The 20,668-nt window shown below is 34.0% G+C and carries 19 protein-coding genes; 11 read left to right on the top strand and 8 right to left on the bottom strand.

The genetic code is table 11. The annotated features are described in order from the left end of the window. Positions 1 to 32 precede the first annotated feature (32 nt). The gene (gldJ, locus tag FDY99_RS04840) at positions 33 to 1,631 is read left to right on the top strand and encodes a gliding motility lipoprotein GldJ (RefSeq protein WP_139419616.1); all 1,599 of its coding nucleotides are present in this window, start codon (positions 33 to 35) and stop codon (positions 1,629 to 1,631) included. Between the two features lie 139 nt (positions 1,632 to 1,770). After that, positions 1,771 to 3,042, top strand: a complete 1,272-nt coding sequence (locus tag FDY99_RS04835; RefSeq protein WP_139419614.1) for a UDP-N-acetylmuramoyl-tripeptide--D-alanyl-D-alanine ligase — start codon at positions 1,771 to 1,773, stop codon at positions 3,040 to 3,042. On the opposite strand, the gene FDY99_RS04830 is transcribed toward FDY99_RS04835, so the two are convergent. Next, positions 3,035 to 3,646 carry an NUDIX hydrolase gene (locus tag FDY99_RS04830; RefSeq protein WP_139419612.1) on the bottom strand — a complete coding sequence of 204 codons (612 nt, stop codon included), beginning with the start codon at positions 3,644 to 3,646 and terminating at the stop codon, positions 3,035 to 3,037. The genes FDY99_RS04835 and FDY99_RS04830 overlap by 8 nt on opposite strands. Positions 3,647 to 3,675: 29 nt before the next feature. On the opposite strand from FDY99_RS04830, the gene FDY99_RS04825 reads away from it, so the two are divergent. Then, the gene (locus FDY99_RS04825) at positions 3,676 to 4,065 is read left to right on the top strand and encodes a hypothetical protein (RefSeq protein ID WP_034674362.1); all 390 of its coding nucleotides are present in this window, start codon (positions 3,676 to 3,678) and stop codon (positions 4,063 to 4,065) included. 29 nt (positions 4,066 to 4,094) lie between these two features. Here FDY99_RS04825 and FDY99_RS04820 read toward each other — a convergent pair whose 3' ends face one another. From FDY99_RS04820 to FDY99_RS04810, 3 genes are read right to left on the bottom strand one after another with little or no spacing between them, the layout of a single operon-like run. Further along, the gene (locus FDY99_RS04820) at positions 4,095 to 5,144 is read right to left on the bottom strand and encodes an anhydro-N-acetylmuramic acid kinase (RefSeq protein ID WP_139419610.1); all 1,050 of its coding nucleotides are present in this window, start codon (positions 5,142 to 5,144) and stop codon (positions 4,095 to 4,097) included. A 3-nt stretch (positions 5,145 to 5,147) separates the two neighbouring features. Then, on the bottom strand, positions 5,148 to 5,744 hold the full coding sequence (lptC, locus tag FDY99_RS04815; RefSeq protein ID WP_139419608.1) for an LPS export ABC transporter periplasmic protein LptC: 597 nt from the start codon (positions 5,742 to 5,744) through the stop codon (positions 5,148 to 5,150). Positions 5,745 to 5,746: 2 nt separating this feature from the next. Beyond that, positions 5,747 to 7,021: a hypothetical protein gene (locus tag FDY99_RS04810; RefSeq protein WP_139419606.1), complete on the bottom strand. Its 1,275-nt coding sequence runs from the start codon at positions 7,019 to 7,021 to the stop codon at positions 5,747 to 5,749. A 217-nt stretch (positions 7,022 to 7,238) separates the two neighbouring features. Here FDY99_RS04810 and FDY99_RS04805 point away from each other — a divergent pair, with 217 nt between their 5' ends. Then, positions 7,239 to 8,354: a DNA polymerase III subunit gene (locus tag FDY99_RS04805; RefSeq protein WP_139419604.1), complete on the top strand. Its 1,116-nt coding sequence runs from the start codon at positions 7,239 to 7,241 to the stop codon at positions 8,352 to 8,354. A 39-nt stretch (positions 8,355 to 8,393) separates the two neighbouring features. Here FDY99_RS04805 and FDY99_RS04800 read toward each other — a convergent pair whose 3' ends face one another. Continuing rightward, positions 8,394 to 9,374 (bottom strand): hypothetical protein, encoded by a 981-nt coding sequence (locus tag FDY99_RS04800; protein WP_139419602.1) that lies wholly within the window; start codon positions 9,372 to 9,374, stop codon positions 8,394 to 8,396. 130 nt (positions 9,375 to 9,504) lie between these two features. Between FDY99_RS04800 and FDY99_RS04795 the strand changes: the two genes are divergently transcribed. The 4 genes from FDY99_RS04795 to FDY99_RS04780 all read left to right on the top strand — a co-directional run bounded on the left by FDY99_RS04795 (position 9,505) and on the right by FDY99_RS04780 (position 14,518). After that, positions 9,505 to 10,131, top strand: coding sequence for a TetR/AcrR family transcriptional regulator (locus FDY99_RS04795; RefSeq protein WP_074229765.1), 627 nt, complete (start codon positions 9,505 to 9,507; stop codon positions 10,129 to 10,131). Continuing rightward, on the top strand, positions 10,115 to 11,428 hold the full coding sequence (locus FDY99_RS04790; RefSeq protein WP_139419600.1) for a TolC family protein: 1,314 nt from the start codon (positions 10,115 to 10,117) through the stop codon (positions 11,426 to 11,428). The genes FDY99_RS04795 and FDY99_RS04790 overlap by 17 nt, the downstream gene beginning before the upstream one ends. A gap of 19 nt (positions 11,429 to 11,447) precedes the next feature. Next, positions 11,448 to 12,551, top strand: coding sequence for an HlyD family secretion protein (locus FDY99_RS04785; RefSeq protein ID WP_102978386.1), 1,104 nt, complete (start codon positions 11,448 to 11,450; stop codon positions 12,549 to 12,551). A gap of 389 nt (positions 12,552 to 12,940) precedes the next feature. Continuing rightward, positions 12,941 to 14,518: a DHA2 family efflux MFS transporter permease subunit gene (locus FDY99_RS04780; RefSeq protein ID WP_139419598.1), complete on the top strand. Its 1,578-nt coding sequence runs from the start codon at positions 12,941 to 12,943 to the stop codon at positions 14,516 to 14,518. Positions 14,519 to 14,556: 38 nt separating this feature from the next. Here the strand turns inward: FDY99_RS04780 and FDY99_RS04775 are convergent, their stop codons facing one another. Then, positions 14,557 to 15,198, bottom strand: coding sequence for a response regulator transcription factor (locus tag FDY99_RS04775; protein WP_139419596.1), 642 nt, complete (start codon positions 15,196 to 15,198; stop codon positions 14,557 to 14,559). Then, on the bottom strand, positions 15,185 to 17,170 hold the full coding sequence (locus FDY99_RS04770; protein WP_139419594.1) for a tetratricopeptide repeat-containing sensor histidine kinase: 1,986 nt from the start codon (positions 17,168 to 17,170) through the stop codon (positions 15,185 to 15,187). Before FDY99_RS04770 ends, FDY99_RS04775 begins: the two co-directional genes overlap by 14 nt. Positions 17,171 to 17,365: 195 nt before the next feature. Between FDY99_RS04770 and FDY99_RS04765 the strand changes: the two genes are divergently transcribed. Together FDY99_RS04765 and FDY99_RS04760 are read left to right on the top strand one after the other, a co-directional pair. Next, complete coding sequence (locus tag FDY99_RS04765; RefSeq protein WP_139419593.1) at positions 17,366 to 17,782, top strand: MmpS family transport accessory protein; 417 nt, start codon at positions 17,366 to 17,368, stop codon at positions 17,780 to 17,782. Between the two features lie 239 nt (positions 17,783 to 18,021). After that, positions 18,022 to 18,435: a hypothetical protein gene (locus FDY99_RS04760; RefSeq protein ID WP_139419590.1), complete on the top strand. Its 414-nt coding sequence runs from the start codon at positions 18,022 to 18,024 to the stop codon at positions 18,433 to 18,435. Positions 18,436 to 18,509: 74 nt separating this feature from the next. Here FDY99_RS04760 and tyrS read toward each other — a convergent pair whose 3' ends face one another. After that, positions 18,510 to 19,805: a tyrosine--tRNA ligase gene (gene tyrS, locus FDY99_RS04755; protein WP_139419588.1), complete on the bottom strand. Its 1,296-nt coding sequence runs from the start codon at positions 19,803 to 19,805 to the stop codon at positions 18,510 to 18,512. A 294-nt stretch (positions 19,806 to 20,099) separates the two neighbouring features. Between tyrS and FDY99_RS04750 the strand changes: the two genes are divergently transcribed. After that, positions 20,100 to 20,660 (top strand): RNA polymerase sigma factor, encoded by a 561-nt coding sequence (locus tag FDY99_RS04750; RefSeq protein WP_074229756.1) that lies wholly within the window; start codon positions 20,100 to 20,102, stop codon positions 20,658 to 20,660. Positions 20,661 to 20,668: the final 8 nt, after the last annotated feature.

Genomic DNA, 20,668 nt, shown 5'->3' with positions numbered 1-20,668 from the left:
TCTTTGTACTTTGAATAATATTTATATCGACTATGAAAAAACTAAAGTTGTTTTCATTAATAGCATTGAGTTCTACACTTGCATTAACCAGCTGTGGTGGTTCAGGAACTTCCGGAGGCGGGGGTACCAAAAAATTTGTCAGCAAGACAGGTTGGAAACCAAACGAAAAACAGGGTTGGTTTTTTGCAGGAAAGCAACAGAAGCAAAAAGGTTGGCCGGGAATGGTATATGTTGAAGGAGGAACTTTTACAATGGGATTAGTGAAAGATGATGTAATGCACGATTGGAATAACTCGCCTCGCAGAATGCAGGTTAGTTCGTTCTTTATCGGTGAAACTGAGATTACTAACTACGAATACCGCGAATACCTTACATGGTTGAAGTATGTATTCCCTCCAAGTGATCCTAGTTATAAAGAAATTTACAACGGTGCTTTACCGGATACTTTGTTATGGGATAATAAATTATCTAGAAATGATCTTAACGAAACTTATTTCAGAGATCAAAACTATGATTATTATCCGGTAGTAGGAGTTTCTTGGACTCAGGCAAACAGATATTGTGAGTGGTTGACAGACAGAGCAAACGAAAAAGCTTTGATGCAAGCAGGTATTATTGCAAAAGATTTGTACATCAACGAATCTAATAACCAAGGTGGAACAGCTTTCAATATGGATAAATTCAAATCGAATGATCCTGAAATGCAAGGTTACATCAACCAGCAAAGAATGAATCAAAGGACTGGTATGAAAACTACCAACCAAAGAATTCAGGCTGCAAACGGAGCTCCGAATGCTGCGATGGTTACCAAATTCAGACTTCCTTCAGAAGTTGAATGGGAATTTGCTGCTCTTGGTATGGAGAAAAACAGAGAGTACAACAATTACTTAGAGAAAAAACCTCAGGTAGATCTTCTTAGAGGTACCAAAGGTAAAAATAGAGGAATGATCCTTGAAAACTTCAAGCTAGGAAGAGGAGATTACTCAGGTACGGCAGGATGGAAAAATGATGGGGCTGCTAAAACTGCAGACGTTAGACAGTTTCCTTCAAACAACATCGGTATCTACGGTATGTTTGGAAACGTTTCAGAATGGACTGCGGATGTCTACAGACCAATCATTGATGAATCAAGTGACTTCAACTATTACAGAGGAAACATGCCTCAAGCTATCGTAAGAAACGGTGACGGAACTTACAAAATGGTAGAAGAAGGTAATATGAAATACGATACTTTAGCTGACGGAAGATTGGTTTACAAAAACTTACCTGGTCAGTTTGAAAGACAAACTATCGCAGATTACAGAAACTATAGAGATGGTGACAGACAGTCTTCATTAGATTACAGAAATGCAAGCGATTCTGCTGCATCTTACGATATGTACAATGCTCCAACTACGAAATTTGTTGTTGATGCAAATGGTAAAGTAATATTGCAAAAAGATACTAAAGACAGAACTTCAGCTATTTCTAACGATATCAGAGTTGTGAAAGGTGGTTCTTGGCAAGATTCAGCATATTGGTTGGATCCGGGACAGAGAAGATACAAAAATCAGTCAGCTGGTTATGGTTGGATCGGTTTCCGTGTTGCACAAGATGCTAGAGTAAACGACAAATCTAGAACGAGAAGATAATATTTATCAAAATACTTAAAAAAAACCTCCCGTATTTTCGGGAGGTTTTTTATTTTTGAACCATGAAATCGCTTGGCTATAAAATCTAAAATACTTATGCAGATTGGGCGATTATCTATGATCTCTGAAATAAAATATAATGAATATAGAACAGTTTTATCCTATCTTTTTAAAGGCAAAAAAAATAACTATTGACAGTAGAAAAGTAGAAAAGAATGATATTTTCTTTGCGTTTTCGGGAGATAATTTTGATGCGGCAACTTTAGCTGAAAAGGCTATTGAATTGGGCGCTTTTGCTGTTATTATTGAAAATAAAGAATTTGAAAATTCAGAAAGAAATATTTTTTATGTTCCTTCTACGTTAGAATTTTTGCAAGAACTGTCTGTACATCATAGAAATCAATTAAATATTCCGATTATTGGTCTTACCGGAAGTAATGGTAAAACGACGACCAAAGAGCTCATTCATGCAGTATTATCAGAAAAATATAATGTGCAGTACACTTTCGGAAATTTAAATAACCACATCGGTGTTCCCTTGACTATACTTTCCATTAAACCGGAACATGAAATGGCGGTTATCGAAATGGGAGCCAATCATCAAAAAGAAATAGAATTACTTTGTACTATTGCTCGCCCAAATTATGGATATATAACCAATTTTGGAAAAGCACATTTAGAAGGATTTGGAGGATTCGAAGGCGTTATAAAAGGGAAATCTGAGTTGTATGATTATCTTAAAAATGCAGAACAAACCGTTTTAATTAATGAAAATGATCCTATTCAATTAGATAAAACTCAGAATTATAGACCAAAAATAACTTTTGGGAAAGCTGATTCTGATTATTATTTCGAGGCTTTTTCTGAAAATAATTTTGTCGGTTTACAGTATCAAAATCAAAAAGCTTTATCAAAACTGACAGGAGACTACAATTTTACCAATCTCTGTGCTGCTGCGAGTTTAGGACTGTATTTTGGAATAGATTTTAATAAAATACAATCTGCTATAGAATCTTACACTCCAACGAATATGCGATCTCAGGTGGTGAAAAAAGATCATAAAACTCTGGTTTTAGATACCTACAATGCAAACCCGAGTTCAATGTCTGCTTCTCTACATAATTTTGTCACTTTTGAAGGCTCAAAAACAATCGTTATCGGCGATATGTTGGAATTAGGAGATGAAAGCGAAAAAGAACATCAGAATATTTTTAATTTAGCTCAGGAGTTAGGTTTCAACGAAATTATTACTGTTGGAAAACAATTTAAAAACGTCAACAAAAATTCTGCGGCTTTTGAAAGTACAGATGAATTAATTCAATATTTAAAAGGCAACAAAATTCAGTCAGAAAATATTCTGCTTAAAGCTTCACGTGGGATTTCTTTAGAAAAAGCAATCGATTTTATTTAGATTTTGTATCCCAAAATTCATTAATAATCAATTTTATATTTTGAAACGTGTTTGGAAAAACTTCATTCTCAATCTGAGTGGTGTTTTTCCAGGCAACTTCTGTGATGCCTTCTTCTAACTGAGGTTTTGAGGTATCTTCACCATCAAAAAACATTTCAAACCAATGGGTGTGTTTCAAAACACGGTCGCCATTTCTTTCGATATAAATATGATAGGTTGTATTGATGAAATCTTTGAGCTCTACATTCTGCAGATTGGTTTCTTCCTCAATTTCTCTTATGGCAGATTCTTCACGAGATTCACCTTTTTCCATTTTGCCTTTCGGAAGATCCCATTTGCCTAATCTTCTGATGAAAAGTGTATCTCCGTTTGGCTTATTTACAATTCCTCCTGCAGCCTCAATAATCCTGAAAAGTTTTTTAAATTCTTTCCAGATCTCATCAATCTGTTCGCCGTACACATTAAGCTCGGAAGTCGATGTGTTCTGCAAAAGATCAAGGGCAATTTCTAAAGTTGTGAAACTTTCGTAATTTAAGACTTTCTCTAAGTTTTCAGGGTTCTTAGATATCAATAATTTTTTTTCGTTCACAAAAACTTTATACATTTGTAGTAATTTAAATACAAAAATAAAAAATGAATTTAGAAGGACGAAAAATTATTGTCAATAAATCATCTAAAGATTTATCTGAGTTGCTGAAATCTCCTGAAAATTATAAAGAATTTATGCCGGATGGTCTTCAAAAATTTGAAACCAGAGAAGATGGCTTTAAATTCGGACTTCAAGGAATGCCTGAAATTGCACTCAAAATAGATGAAGTTACAGATGAAAAAGCTGTTTTGAAATCGGCTAGCTCAAGCTTAGATTTTGCTCTTACAGCAACTTTGAAACCTTTGAACGAAAATCAGACTGAAGTACAGATGCTTTTTGAAGGGAAATTTAATCCTTTTATCAAAATGATGGTTGAGAAACCGCTTCAGAATTTCATTAATACTTTGACCGATAAAATCGAAGCTTATAAATAAAACGAAAACCTTCAGAAATGAAGGTTTTTTTATGCGATAATTCCGGAACTGTGGTTATGTGAACTTCCTGTTGCCGAAGCAAGAACGTTGGTTTCATTATTCAATCTGAGAACGCCCATAAAAGCAAAGATTAATGCTTCTTTAAAATCAATAATCTGTTTTTCGGGAATAATGATTTCTGTATTCGTTTTGCTTTTTATTTTTTCGATAAGAAATTGGTTGTAAGTTCCGCCTCCTGTAAAAAGTACTTTATTAAACTGATGAATATTGAAGATTTTAGAAATCTGTTCAGCAGCATGTTCTGTAAAAGTTGCTAAAACATCTAAATTTTCAATCCCTGAAAAAAAAGGGAATATATTTGCATTACACCATTCAATTCCCAATGATTTTGGATGAGACAGCGCATAAAAATCCAAAGAATTTAATTGTTCTAATAATTGAGGATTAATATTTCCTTTTCTCGATAAATCGCCGTTTTCATCGTAATCTTGACCAAACTCCTGAACTAATTTATTTAAAACAATATTTACCGGAGCAATATCAAAAGCGATTCTTTCTTCATTGATTTTAAACGAAATATTCGAAAATCCACCTAAATTAAGACATGCATTGTAATCCGAAAATAATAACTCATCACCAATCGGAACCAAAGGCGCTCCGTTTCCGCCTAATAAAACATCCTGAGATCGGAAATCGTAAATAACTGGAATTTTAGTTTGTAATTTTATGGCTCTTCCGTCACCAATCTGAAGGGTGAATTTTCTTTGAGGTTGATGGAAAACAGTATGACCATGAGACGCAATCAAATCAATATCTGAAAGCTGGTTTTTCGTAATGAAATCTTTGGTAATTTCACCTAAATAAAAGCCGTATTCTGAATGTAAGGCTAATAAATCCTGTGAAGATAAATAAATAGAATTTCTAAGCTGCTCCTCTAAAACTTTAGGGTAAAGAATCGTTTCAGCTTTGATGATTTCAAATTTCCAAGAAGAATTTTCTTTCCAAAATTTTGCAAAACAAATATCTAAACCATCTAAACTGGTTCCCGACATTAATCCTATTGCTTTATAAACAGTCATTGGTTAAGGTCTTGGTTGTGCAATTTTAGCCTTGCTTACATCAAGATCTCCAGAATTGTTGAAAAATTTATATTCTGAGAAATCGTCTTTAGCGGTCATTCCGTTGGCGTGTACAAGAGTAGAGCCATCTTCCATAGTTGCATAAACAGTGTCTCTTGTGTAGATTCTATTTTTTTTCTGATCCCAAAAAACACTTTGGGTAGCAAATCTTTGTCCGTCACTGGTAAGAATTCTTACATTGCCTCTTGCTTCGTAGAATTTTTTATAATCGTACATTTTTGCATATTTTGCAGTAATGTTACCAGGTTTTTTAGGATTTTTTTTATCAAAAAACTCTATTTTCATTCCTTTTTTAGCAACAGTATATGGACTGTCGATCAACTCGTATTTTTCAATAATCGGAGCCGTTGCTTTTAGGGTAATAAAACCAGAATCTCTCTGTATAATTTTTGCATTGTGAATAATCTGCGATGGGAAGTTTTTTTCGTTGCCGCCTTTTGGTTTGGTGAGGTCTTCTTCGCAGGATGTGAATATAAAAAATATAGCACAACTAAAAAGGTATGCTATATTTTTAAAATTTATGTTTGAAATAAAATTCATTCTTAGTTGTAAAGCTGTTTTCTAAACCATCTGTCAGCAAAATTGAAACCAACTTTCAGGTTAACAAAATTCTGATTAATCAGATTGTTTTTAAGCGTTCCTCTTTTTCCTAATTCTACACCAATTTCAAGACCACTCATTCTTGTGATACTGCTATTTTTGAATGGTAGCATTACTCCTCCTGATATACCAAATTTATTGATACTGTTTCCTGCAATTTCAAGACTTCCTTTTTCATAGAAAGCTCCATATCGGTAAACAACTCTTGAGAAATAACTTCTAAAGTTGTTATAGTTTGGTAAATACCAACCTCCGGCAGAAATCCTGTAAGAATCCTGATAATCAAAAGTATTACCGAAATAGCTGATAGATTCTCCTTTTTTATAATCAATCTGTCCTGAAAGGAACCAATGGTTTTCACTTCCGTATCCTACACCTATTGAAGCCTGAAGTGGAAGTAAATTGTTTGAACTTGTATTTTTTTGATCAATAATTGTTTCTCCCGCTTTTGTATCAACATCACTGTAATAATAAGTGCTGTTAATATAATTGGTGTTCATATTACTTGTATTACCAAATGTAGCAGTTGCCCCAATGGTCAGTTTACGATCGGTACTTGTATTTACACTTTGATAACTTGTACCTAATGTAAAGTTGAAATTTTTAATGCTGTTTTTGGTTTCGTAACCATTTATTAATTCAGCATTAGAATTTGAAAATTCATTTAAATCATAAAGATTACCAAAATAATAATTAGCTCTTGCTCCTACAGCAAATTGAGAATTGATTTTATAAGATAGGGCTAACTGAGCGGTATTTAAAGTTCCACTACCTTTGAATATATTTCGATTGATTGCTCCATCAATTGTTTCATCATGTACTACCTCATAGCTTTTAGAACTATACGGTTGGTAAAGGAAACCCATTTTTATTTTTGATGAAATAGGAAAAGCGATAGATATATTAGATAAATACGTAGAATGTTTGGTAGACTTCGTATTATTATAATCAGTTTTAAAATAATTGTTTTCGTTAGTAGCTTCAAGCTTAATACTTGTTAACTCAAAATTACTGTTATTCGCAGGGTTTCCGAAGTTAAAATTACTGCTGAAATCACTTATAAAAGCAGTTGAGATCCCTCCCATAGAGGAAGTTTCAATCGTATTATCATATTTTACATCACCAATTCCGTAAGTTGCATAAGGTGAGTTGCTCAAACTTTGCGCGTTAAGGAAGTACCCCACTGAAATGAATGATAGTACAAAAATTTTTTTCATTCTATATTTTTAAAATAATGCGCAAATATCTTAAATATTAATGAATTGTAAAAATTTACTGAGGTTAAAGTTTGTTAAGGGTGAATTTGTAATGAATTGTCAATGAAAAATTAGCTTTACTGTCAAATTTTTAATGACATTAAAATTAACTATTTACTTGCGAAGCAAAATTAACACTTGACTCGCTACCCTTTTCAAAAATTCTTATCTTTGAAACATGAATTGGGAAAACATCGCCGGACAAGAAAATCTTAAAAAACTTCTTAAAGACAGCATCACCGAAAACCGAGTAAGCCACGCCCAGCTTTTCATAGGAAAAGAAGGCTACGGAACAATGCCTTTGGTTTTAGCGTATGCAAAAGAAATATTAAAAGGTGAAAATGAGCATGCTGCATCAAAAGTAGAACATCTTAATCACTTAGATTTACACTTCAGCTTTCCTGTTTTTACCGATAATAGAAACTCATTAAGCAAAAATAAATTTGAGGAATTCAGAGAAATGATCTTAGATTTTCCCTACGCGAGTTTTGACGATTGGACTGCCGTTCTTGAATCTGAAAACAAACAGTTCTTTATTTCTGCAGATGAAATAGATGAGCAAAATCAAAAATTTGCTTTAAAAAGTTTTGAGGGCGGAACTAAAATTCTTATCGTTTGGCGTGCTGATAAAATGAATACAGCAGCATCCAACAAGTTTCTTAAATTTTTAGAAGAACCACCAGCAAAAACAATCATTCTTTTAACGGCAGAAAGCAGTGACGATATTTTACCAACGATTTTATCAAGAACGCAGCTGATTGAAGTTCCAAGAATTAATGATGAAGATTTGGAAGTTTATTTGAAAAGTAAATTTAATATTTCAGATGAAAAAGGGAAGGAGGTTGTGCATCAGTCACAAGGAAATCTCAATGATGCCGTAAAATTTCTAAGTTCACAAGATAAAAATCCGGAGTTTGAAAAGCTATTTGTACAGTGGGTTCGTGATGCATTTATGGTAAAAAAGAAACCGGAATATCTTAAAAACATCATTATTTGGGCAAAAGAAATTGCAGGCTGGAACAGAGAAAAGCAAAAAAACTTTCTCAACTATGCCTCAGAAATTTTCAGATTGGCTTTATTGCAAAATTATCAGTCTGAAGAATTGGTGTACAAAAAGATTGATGCCAATGGTTTCAACTGGGCTGGTTTTTCAAAATATATCAGCGGTGCAAATATTATTAATATTTTAGAAGAAATAAACACTGCCGATTTACATCTTACAAGAAATGGAAATCCTAAAATTGTATGGACAGACTTGGGAATTAAATTATCAAGATATATTCATAAAAGCTAATAAATTCGGGATTTTTAAATCAATATTAAAAAAGAACTATCATTGAAGATTGTTTTTAAACTCTAAATATTCCTTTTCCATAAAATCGGGTTTGCCCAACTGAACACGCATAGATTCTATGTTTTTTACTGTAGACTGCACTGCAGTTGTAAACCATGGAAATTCCTGACTTAAAGAAGTGAGTTTGGCGAGAGCACGCAAACCTGTATTTTCAGATTCAGATAATTTTACTGCATGCTCGTAACGGAAGACAGGGCAATAATAATATTCTTCTGCAACGTAATCCCACATCTCAAGATCTGCATCGCCGTTAATAAGATATGCCATTGCAAATACTGACGAATCCAGATAATTTTCTGAAAATATAAAACAATCGAATATATTTTGTGATTCATTTTGTTTCATTTTCTTTTCCAAAACATCACCAATAATCTGATGGCTTTTTTCTCTTTTTACGGTGTCTTTAGATAAATGAAGTACACTGGCGTATTCCACTTTTGCTAAATCATTGCCGGGAAACTTTTCGTAGGCTTTTTCTGCGTAAGTCAATGCTGAATCATTATCCAGTAAAACTCTGTAAAGTTTAGAGACAGCCACTAATTCTTCTACAGACAACTTATCTTTTCCTTCAACCTTTTTTCTGAAATAATTCAGTGATTTTGTAGCATATCTGTCTTTCGTATATCGTTCTATGATTTGCCAGTCTTCCAGTTTTTCAAGTTGAGAATTATCCCAAAATTCATAAAGCACAGACATTCTATCCCATTTAGACTGAATTTTTGCCCACTCAGAAAATATCTGAGAATAAGCAACGTGTGGCGGAACACTTTTTCCGTTTTGATCTTCGATGTCTAAACTTATATCTGAAGAAGGATCTGAATGATATCTTTTATAAGCTTCTACAATTTCCAGATCGAATTTTACTCCGGATTCTGAAATTTTAACAGATTGATCTTCTGCGGGAGGATTGATTTTCTCCGTCTGTTTTTTTCTGCCAAAAAGAAAACTGAAAAAGCCCATAAAAATTGATTTTAAGTAAATATAAAATTAATTGGAAATATATAAAGAATTAAAAATAAATTAAAAAATCAATCAATCGTTTGATTTTAACAAAAAAGCGTTGTACATTTGCACCCGAAAATTACTAAAGATGATTTCAAAAGAAGAAAATATATTATTCGCTGCAGAAAAACTATTTGCGGAAAATGGTTTTCAGGGAACTTCTACAAGAGAGATTTCTAAAGCTGCCAATGTAAATATTTCAATGATTTCTTATTATTTCGGTTCTAAAGAAAAGCTTTATGAGAAATTGGTGGAGTACAGAATGAATGAAGGACAGTTTTTTTCTAAAGATATTTTAGAAAGAACAGATATTAATGAATGGGAAAAAATTGAAAGAATTGTTGATCAGTTTGCTGGCAGAGTAAGGCACCACAAATGCTTTTACAGAATTATGCAGAGAGAGCAGCTTCATACAGAAAATCCTCAGATTGTGGAATTTTTAAAGGAAACTAAAATGAGTTTCATTTCCATGTATTCTAAAATTTTGGAAAGCGGAATTCAGAAAGGAATTTTCACCAAAAACCCACCCATCTATTTATTACATTCTACCGTAAGCGGAACGCTTTTTTACGCATCAAACGCCAAAGGTATGTATAAAGAATTTCTTAATAATACTGAAGATGAGGAAGCTTTTGAGGAAAAATATTATTCAGAACTCAAGAAACATATAAAACATATTTTAAAAGACCTTTTAGGTTATGAAGAGAATAAATAACTCAGCTATTGTACTGTCCCTTTTCGTAGGAATGATGTACACTAATGCTCAGGAGAAAAAACAGTTAAGTCTTGATGAGGCGGTACAGTTGGGAATCCAGAACAGTAAAAGTTTAAAAATAGATGCTGCCAAAATAGAAGAAGCTACAGCCGATCTTTTGGAAGCAAAAAACAGACAGCTTCCGGAATTGAAAGTTTCGGGGAGTTATATGTATCTTCCGATAAAACCGAACATTGATCTGAAACTTCCAGGAGTTTCTGCAGCAGGAGGACCGGAAGTTCATCAGGTTGCATATGGTTCGGCAAATCTTAGCGTACCTATTTACAGCGGTGGAAGAATAAAATACGGAATTCAGTCTGCAAAGTATTTGGTGGAAGCATCAAAATTGAGCACTGAAAATGATAAAATCGCCATTGCGTATAATGTAGCTCAGGCTTATAATAACTTATTTAAAGCCAACCAATCGATTAAAGTTTTAGAAGAAAATCTTACGGCTTCTCAAAAAAGAGACGAAACTTTTCTTAAGCTTGAAAATAATGGAGTGATTGCAAGAAACGACCGTTTGAAAGCAAACCTTCAGACTTCAAATATTGAACTGCAGTTATTAGAAGCTAAAAACAATTACAACATTGCCAATATCAATATGGATTTGCTTCTTGGTCTTCCGGAAACTACGGAGATCGAAGTTGATCAAAACTATTTGGATGAATCTGATGATGTAAAACCTGTTAGTTTTTATCTGAATGAAGCGAGAGAAAACCGTAAAGATCTTCAAGCTTTAGATCAGCAAAGAAAAGCCGCAGAATTGGGAACGAAATCGGCAAAAGCAGAAAATCTTCCTTCTATTGCATTTACAGGAGGTTATGTAGCAGCAGATATCCCGAAATTTTTAACGATTTATAATGCCGTGAATGTTGGAGTAGGAATTTCTTACAATCTATCTAACCTTTGGAAAGAAAATTCTTCTTTAAAGCAATCAAAAGCCAGAGAAATGCAGTTGTCTGCAACCAACGAACTGTTGAACGACAATATTAAATTAGACGTCAACAGAGAATATCAAAACTCAGATTATTCTAAAAAAAGAATTACAGTTTTCGAAAAAGCAGCGGTACAAGCTAACGAAAACTACAGAATTACAAAAAACAAATATGATAACGGTCTTGCAACCATGACAGAATTATTGGATGCAGATGCGGCTCAGATTGCTGCCAATGTTGGCGTTATCAATGCAAAAGCAGATGCTGCATTAGCGTATAGAAAACTATTGCAGACAACAGGAACTTTAACAATCAAATAAAAAACAGACAATATCCAAAATGGAAAATAACAATACTCAAGTAACTGAACCTAAAAAGAAAAAAAGTTTAGTTTTTCCGATCATTTTAGCCGTAGTAGTAATCGGGGGCGGAATTTTCGGTTATAGATCTTACACTTACGGTCAGTTTCATGAAGAAACGGATGATGCTCAAATCGCTTCTAATATGAACCCTGTAATTTCTAAAATCTCAGGATATGTAGCAGAAGTAAAAGTAAAAGACAATCAGTTTGTAAAAAAAGGTGATACATTGGTTATTTTAGATAACAAAGATCAGAAAATGGCTTTAGAGCAAGCTCAGGCAGCTTTGTCAACCGCAAAAAGCAATATTTCATCTGCTCAGTCTTCTACCAATGCAACTTCAAAAAATATTAGCAGCTCACAAGCAGCTGTAGCAACAGCAAATGCACAAATTGAAGCGGCAAAAGTAAACGTTTGGAAAACGGCTCAGGATTTAAAAAGATATTCAGTTCTTGTAAAAGATCATTCAATTACAGAACAGCAGTACGAACAGGCTTTAGCAGCAAAGCAATCTGCAGATAAACAATTGCAGGTTTTAGTAGATACAAGAAACCAGATTGCACAACAAACAGGAATTGCATCTTCACAAACAGAAGCAAGTTCTCAACAGATTTCAGTTGCCGGTTCGGTAGCGAAACAGAGAGAAGTGGATGTAGAAAGTGCAAAATTAAATCTTTCTTATACGGTTATCGTAGCTCCGGAAGATGGTTTTGTTGGGAAAGTTCCTATTCAGGCAGGTCAGTTTTTACAGGCAGGTGCACAATTATTTAGCTTGGTTAAAAATGATCAGAAATGGGTAATTGCAAATTTTAAAGAAACTCAGGTTGCTAAAATGGTTGAAGGACAAAAAGTGAAAATAGAAATTGATGCTTTTCCTGATACGGAATTTGACGGTGTAGTAAGCTCATTTTCTCCTGCAACAGGATCTACATTCTCAATTTTGCCTCCCGATAATGCAAGTGGAAACTTTGTAAAAGTTGTACAGAGACTTCCTATAAAAATCGATTTTGTAAAATTAGATCCAAACATTGCAAAAAGATTAAGAACAGGGATGAATGTGAAAGCAGAAGTTTCTTTAAAATAATATTGAAAAAGTTAGTGAAGTGAATTGTCAATTTTGCGGAAGCAAATCGATTGTGAATGGAAATGCAGCTGAAGATCGGTAACAATGTTGATGGGGTATTGACAATTCATTTTTTATAAAAAAGTATATAAGTGAATTGTCAGTTTTGCTGAGGCGAGTCAATTGCGAATGTTGAGGAATTAAATGCAGGAAGATTGATGAAGGTTTTGACGATGACTGATGACAGATTGAAAATGAAGTAGTAAAGTTGACCATGAAGTTGATTAACTATTGACAATTCACTTTTTATAATTCTTAAAGATGAGGAGTAATGATTTTAGGCTTTAGAAATATTTTATTCTCAAGCTAAATTTTAACCTCAACCTTCTTTAAAACACATTAAAAAATCAATGCAAGATTCATTAGTAGAATATGGAGCCCGAAGAGTGATCATTACGATTACAGCGATTCTTTGTGCTTTGCTAGAAATTGTGGATTCCACGATTGTAAATGTTGCCCTCAACGAAATGAAGGGAAACATGGGTGCCACACTTTCTGAAGTGGGTTGGGTAATCACAGCATATGCTATTGGTAACGTTATTGTTGTACCTATGACGAGCTGGCTTTCGCAGCAGTTCGGAAGAAGAAATTATTTTGCAGCATCCATTATTATATTTACCATATTTTCGTTTTTATGTGGAAATGCCGAAAATATTTGGGAGCTGGTATTCTTCAGATTATGTCAGGGAATTGGCGGTGGAGCGTTGCTCGTAACTTCGCAAACCATTATTACCGAATCTTATCCGGTTGAAAAACGTAGTATGGCGCAGGCAATTTACGGTTTGGGTGTAATTATTGGTCCAACTTTAGGACCGCCTTTGGGAGGATATATTGTTGATAATTACAGTTGGCCGTATATTTTTTACATCAATATTCCTATCGGTATTGCGGCAACATTAATGACTTTACAGTTTGTAAAAAGTCCGAAATTTTCTGAGAAAAGAAAAGCTTCAGATGTCGACTGGCTTGGAATTGCTTTATTGGCATTAACCGTAGGATCTCTACAGTTCATTCTGGAAAGAGGTCATGAAGAAGACTGGTTTGAAAGCGGAATGATTGTAACCTTCACGACTACTGCAGTTTTAGGATTTATATTATTTCTCTGGCGAGAGCTAACCTTTAAATATCCGATTGTGGAACTCCGGGTTTTAAAGAACGGAAATCTGAGGATCGGAACTGTGATGTCCTTCGTTTTAGGATTCGGGTTATATGGTTCAACGTTTATTGTTCCTTTATATACGCAGAGTATTTTGGGTTGGACGGCGCTTCAGTCAGGAGCATTAATGATTCCGGCGGCGCTTACAACAGCTTTCATGATGCCGATCATCGGAAGATTGCTTTCAAAAGGTGCAAAACAGCAGATTTTAGTTTCCCTGGGGTTATTTATATTCTTTGTTTACAGTTTCTGGGGGTACAAAATTCTGACACCGGATACGAGTAAAGAAGCCTTTTTCTGGATGCTGATTGTACGAGGAATGGGACTTGGTTTATTGTTTATTCCAATCACATCTTTATCATTAAGCACATTGAAAGGTCAGGAAATCGGACAAGGTGCAGCTTTTACAGGAATGATGAGACAGCTTGGTGGTTCTTTCGGAATTGCAGCGATTACAACATTTATTGCGAACGCCAGTCAGAAATACAGGCTGAATTTAATTTCGCATTTGGATGGAGACAGCTTTGATGTTCAGCAGAGATTGGCAGCTTTAAAAGCTAATTTTATAGCTAAAGGAATGACTCCTGATGCAGCTATGAATGCCGCTTACAAAGTTTTAGATATGACCGTCACCAAACAGGCAACCGTTTTATCTTACATGGATGTTTTCCTTTACCTTGGTGTAGCGTTCTTGATATGTATTCCGTTTATTCTATTTATCAGAGAACGGAAAAGCAAAAAAAAAATAGATTTGAGTGAAGCAATGCACTAAAATATAAACTAAAACCTCTGAAATTTTCAGAGGTTTTTTTATTCCAAAATCATATTCTGCTGTACCGCAATATGCACAAGCTCAGCCGAATTTTTAGCACCAAATTTCTGAAGCAGATTTTTACGGTGGGTATCAACAGTTAATGGGCTTAAAAAAAGTTCGTCTGCAATTTCATTGCTTGTTTTTCCTTTTGCTAAAAATTGTAGGATCTGTTTCTCGCGTTTTGTTAAGCGTGGAGTAGTGGTCAATTCCTGTGGCGAAGGTTTACTGATGATATTTTTGGTTTCGTTACAGAAAACAATATTGCCGGAAAGCGCGCCGTGAAAACATTCCATCAATTCTTCCAAAGAAACATTTTTCAATAAATAACCGCTGGCTCCGTTTTGTATACACTGCATGATAATGCTCCTTTCGGAACGGTTACTAAACATAATGACGGACGTATTCGGAGATATTTTTTTAATTTCTTCACATAGCTGAATTCCGCTGATGTCGGGCAGAGAAATATCGAGAAGAATAATATCGACTTCATTAGATTTAATAAACTGAATGACTTCACCACCGTTGGTAAACGTTTTTGCAATATGAAAAAAAGGTTTGTCAGATAACATGATTTTCAACCCTTCAATAACGATAGGATGGTCATCTACAATGACGATGTTGATTTTATGAGATTGCATTGGTGTTGAGTTCTATATTAATTGCCGTTCCTTCATCATCGGAATTGATCTCCATTTTACCTTTTAAATAATCCACGCGAGTTTTTAGATTGTGAAGTCCCATACTTTTTGTTTGGGAAGAATCTTGTGAAAAACCTTTGCCGTCATCTTCAATGGTAATTAAAAATACGTCCTCAGATTGAGAGCATTGCAGCAATATGTTTTCTGCTTCAGAATGTTTCACTGCATTAGCCAGAATTTCCTGTACAATTCTGAAAATATTAATCTGAACCGTCAAAGGAAAATTGGTGTTAATATCAATAGACTGAAAGTCAATATGTAAATCTTTTCTGGCGTAAAATTCAGACAAATCTTTTAAAGCAGTTTCTAAACCAAATTTTAAAAGAGATTCGGGCATCAGATTTCTGGCAATATTTCTGAGCTCGGTCACCGAATGATCTAATTGATTTAAAATTTCATTGAAGTTTTGTTTGTTTTCTGACTCTAAATTTTGTGAAGCCCAAGCTGAAAAATTTATTTTCACTCCGGCAAGCATTCCTCCAAGTCCGTCATGAAGGTCTTTTCCCACTCTTTCTCTTTCTTTTTCTTCACCCTCCAGAATCGCTTTTGTTATTTTTAATTCTTCCTGTTGCGCGATTTCTTTCAGCTTCTGAGAATGGTTTATTTCTTTTTCTTTTGCTAATTTTTTAGTGTAGAAATAAATGGAAATAATTAAAATAAGAAGGAATAGTGATGCAAAAACCAATAGCCATAAATATTGGTTTTTCTTGTTGATCTCCAGTTCTTTTTGTGCTTTTTCAGTGTTGAGATTGGCGATTTCTTTTTGCTTTTCTGCAGTTCTAAATTTTGTTTCCAGTGTATTGAGTTCCAGCTTTACATTTTCAGAATTTAAGCTGTCATTTAATTTTGAATATTTCTTTTCCCAGATCAAAGCTTCTTTCAGATTGCCCATTTGTTCATTAAGGCTTGAAAGCTGGTTGTAAAAAGCTTTTCTGTTGTTAGCATCAATAATGAGTGTCTTTTCGGATAAGATATTTTCCAGAACGTTTTTCGCTTCATTCAGTTTATTCTGCTTCCTTAAAATATCATATTTATTCATATAAAACATCTGAGTTAACAGATTTTGGTTAGATCTTTTAGCATAAACCAAACCTTTTTCAATCATTGGAAGTGCTTCTTCATTTTTCTGTTTAGTAATAAAATAAAGTGTCTTTCCATAATAGAAAGAAGCATTGGAAGAAGATTCCGAATAAGGCTGAATAAGTTTTTCGGCTTTGTCTAAATATTTTTTGGCTTCATCACCTTTTGCCTGGTAACAGAAATTACTTGCTGTGTTGAGGTAAGCAAAAAACAATTCTGGAGAATGTGGCGCATTTTTTTCTAATATTTTAATCGCTTTTGTATTGTATTCAAAGGCTTTTGCAAACTCGGCATTATACGTAAGAATGATGGCAAGCTGAGAATAGAATTGACCTAAAGTTTTATGATGCTTGTATTTTTCAATCTGCGGAATGCTTTTTTCAACCAAAATTTTTACCAAAAAAGGGTAACCTTCTTTGTTTTTCTGGGTAACGCCATAGTTGTACCACGATGAAGCGATGTAGAAATCGGCTTCTTCAGTTTTAATTTTAGAAAATTCCTGTATGGCTTTTTGAAATGAGACTGCTGCTTTTTCTTTGTTGCTTTCTAAAAAATGCCAACCTTCATAATAATGATATTTTGCTGTATTTAAAGGTGTTTTCTCACTTAAAGCTTTCCCTTTTTCTAAATAGCTTTTACTTAAAAGAGAATCTGTATTTCTGTAAAAGTTTGATAATAAGAAATATGAATTCGCTTTGGCGTTGTTGTCAATTTTTCTGTTTACAACAGTTTTCAGACTGTCTGAATAGCTTTTCTCATTCAGCGGAATGAGTTGCTGAGATTGTACATAAGTAGATAAAAATATACAAATGGTGATGAGGTGATTCTTCATTATATCAATTTCATTATTGAAAATAAAACTCCACAATTTAGTGAAAAATTAAGAACTGAAAAATACCTAAAATTAGGTAGAATATTTTCCTTGATTCTAAGGATTGATTGCCTTTTCAGACAGTCATAGCTTTGCAGGTACTAAATCAGAAAGATTACAAATTAAAATTAACAGTAATATTTAACAAGAGAAATTATGAAAAAAATGAAATTGAAAAACGTATTGAAAGGCTCATTTGTAATGGTGATGGCAGCGTTGGTTTTTGGCTTTGTAACATCGTGCAGCAATGATGACGACGACGATATTCCCGGAACCAACAAAACACATAAAGTAGTTTTCAAAGCAGAAGCATCTGCAGGAAGTAATATTGAGATCGCTGTTTACGGAATCGATGGAAATCCTACCACTGCAAGTAGCTTAAGCGGAACAACATGGTCAAGCCCGGAAATTACTACTGAAGCGGGAGCAATGAGCGCAAATGTTGCAATAAATGCGATAGGAGCGAGTACTTCATCTACTTTGAAGGTTCAGATTTGGGTAGATGGTGAACTTAAAAAAGAAGGAACTTCAAGCGGGCAATATTTATCTGCTTCAGCAAGTCATACATTCTAATATAAACTAATGATGAAAAAAAAGTCCGGTTCAGTTTTGAGCCGGACTTTTTTGTAGAACAAATCGTATTCTTTCATAGCCATTAATGAAAATAGTTTTACAAAAAGCAAAACTGAAAAATATCTAAAGTAGGGTAGGATATTTTTTTTAAATTTGAGGATTGACAGTATTTTTAGTCTATCATATCTTTGCGGATGCTTAAATCAAGAGATTCCGAATACTATTAACAAAAATAATTTATGAAAAAAATAAAATTGAATCAGGTATTTAAAGGATTATTTGTCGCTGTAATCACGGTAATGGTTTTGAGTTTTGTTGAATCTTGTCGCAAAGATGATGATGATGCTTCTGAAGATATCAAGACACAAAAAGTAGTCTTCAAGGCAGAAGGATCATCCGGAGTTAATATCAGTAAAGCCGTTTATGGAATTGATGGAAATCCTATTACGGTAAATGGTTTAAGCGGTGCAACATGGACGAGCCCGGAACTCACTGCAGAAGGCGTAGTTTATAATTCTAATGTTGTAGTAAACGGAACAGGAGTGGATGCGGCATCTACTTTGAAAGTTCAGATTTGGGTAGATGGTCAGCTTAAAAAAGAAAGTGTCTCGAGCGGAATGACCTTATCAGCTTCAACAAGTTATACATTTTAAAATCTATCCACTTTTATAAAAAATAATCCGACTCAAAAACTGAGTCGGATTATTTTTTGTGTATTATTTTAAGATTAAATCACTTTTACAATAAAGTAACTTTTCTTTCCTTTTTGCAATAATAAGAATTTACCGTCAATTAAATCTGTTTCGTTTGCTGTATAAACTTCGTTTACCTTTTCTTTGTTTACAGAAATTGAGTTTCCTTTCAATTCTCTTGTTGCTTCACTTTTAGATTTAAGGAAACCTGATTTTTCAGAAAGTAAATCAACAATATTAATTCCTAAAACATCAGCTTTAGCCACTTCTTTCTGAGGAACTCCGTCAAATATTTCCAAGAAAATTTCTTCATCAAGACTTACTAAATCTTCTGCGGTTGATTTTCCAAACAGAATTTCTGAAGCTTTTAAAGCTCTTTCATATTCTTCTCTCCCGTGAACCCAAACCGTAACTTCTTCAGCCAGTTTCCTTTGAAGTTTTCTTTCGTGAGGAGCTGTTTTGTGTTCTTCAATTAAAGCTTCAATTTCTTGTCTTCCTAAAAAAGTATAGAATTTAATGAATCTTTCAGCATCATCATCGGTTGCATTCAACCAAAACTGGTAGAATTTATAAGGGGAAGTTTTCTTTTTATCTAACCAATAATTTTCTCCACTTTCAGATTTTCCAAATTTAGAACCGTCAGCTTTTGTGATCAAAGGAACTGTTAAAGCAAATGCTTCTCCTTGTGCTTTTCTACGGATCAATTCTGTACCTGTAGTGATATTTCCCCATTGGTCAGAACCTCCCATCTGAAGTTTTACACCATTATTCTGATATAAATGAAGGAAATCATACCCTTGAATCAATTGGTAAGTGAACTCTGTGAAACTCATTCCGTCAACACCAGCTTCTCCTGAAAGTCTTTTCTTTACAGAATCCTTCGCCATCATGTAGTTGACCGTGATATTTTTTCCTACATTTTTAGCAAAATCAAGGAAAGAAATATTTTTCATCCAGTCGTAATTGTTGACCAATTCGGCTTTGTTGGTTTCATTTCCATCAAAATTTAAAAATCTTGAAAGTTGATTTTGTAGACAGTCAACATAATGTAAAAGCGTTGCTTCATCCAAAAGATTTCTCTCTGCAGATTTTCCTGAAGGGTCACCAATCATTCCTGTTGCGCCACCTACCAAAGCGATAGGTTTATGACCATGCTGCTGAAAATGAGCTAAAATTTTGATCTGAATAAGACTTCCGATATGTAAAGAATCTGCGGTAGGATCAAAACCGATATAGGCAGTTGTCATTTCCTTATTCAGTTGTTCATCTGTTCCGGGCATCATATCGGCAAAAAGACCGCGCCATTTCAGTTCTTCAATAAAAGAGTTCATTATTTTTTTCAGTTTAAAATTTAATACGCAAAGATAAGAAAATCACTTGAGTTTCGGGTTTCGAGTTTCGGGTTCAATGTTTCTAGTTTCAAGATTACTGTTAATACTTTTAGAGCGATGTTTTCAAAGTTGTAAACTTCCACCATCTAATTTCCATCATCCAGCAATCATTATTTTTAGATAGCTTTCAAAGCTTTTTGAGTCCTGTATTCAAAGTTGTAAACTTCCAACACCCATCATCCAACTTCCAGCCCTTATTGTTTCATTAGCAAAATTCAATTATATTTGTTAATAATGAAAGACGAGCAATTATTTCCTCTCATCCAAAAAGCAAAGGAAAAAGACCAGAAAGCACAAACTAAACTGATCAATGTTTTTTGGTTGGATGTTTTTTCTTTTGTGATGAAGAAAGTGCATGACGAAAATGATGCAGACGAAATTACCGTGAATGTTTTTTCAAAGGTTTTATCAAAACTCGATTTATACGATCCTCATTTTCAGTTTAAAACCTGGATTTTGACGATTGCTCAAAATACAATTATTGATTTTTGGCGCAGAAAAAGCCGCGAAAATCAAGATCCTACCGAAAACCTGGATGAAGTAAAAAATCATTACGCAAAATCTCCGGAAGAACTAATGATTTCTGATGAAGAACAAAAGAAAATCATCAAAACTATCGAATCTTTAGACGTTAATTATCAGGATATTATCAGATTAAGATTCTTTGAAGAAAAAAGCATTAAGGAAATTGCTGAAGAACTGGGGATTTCTGTTGCCAATACGAAAGTTCGTGTAATGAGAGCGAAAAAAGTTTTAGCTGAGTTGCTGAAAAATAATGAGTTTGAGGATAACTAATGAGCCTT

Source organism: Chryseobacterium mulctrae (assembly GCF_006175945.1).
In the GTDB taxonomy this organism is placed as follows: Bacteria; Bacteroidota; Bacteroidia; order Flavobacteriales; family Weeksellaceae; genus Chryseobacterium; species Chryseobacterium mulctrae.
Note: the sequence above shows the minus strand (reverse complement) of the source record. Positions and strands in the feature narration are given on the sequence as shown.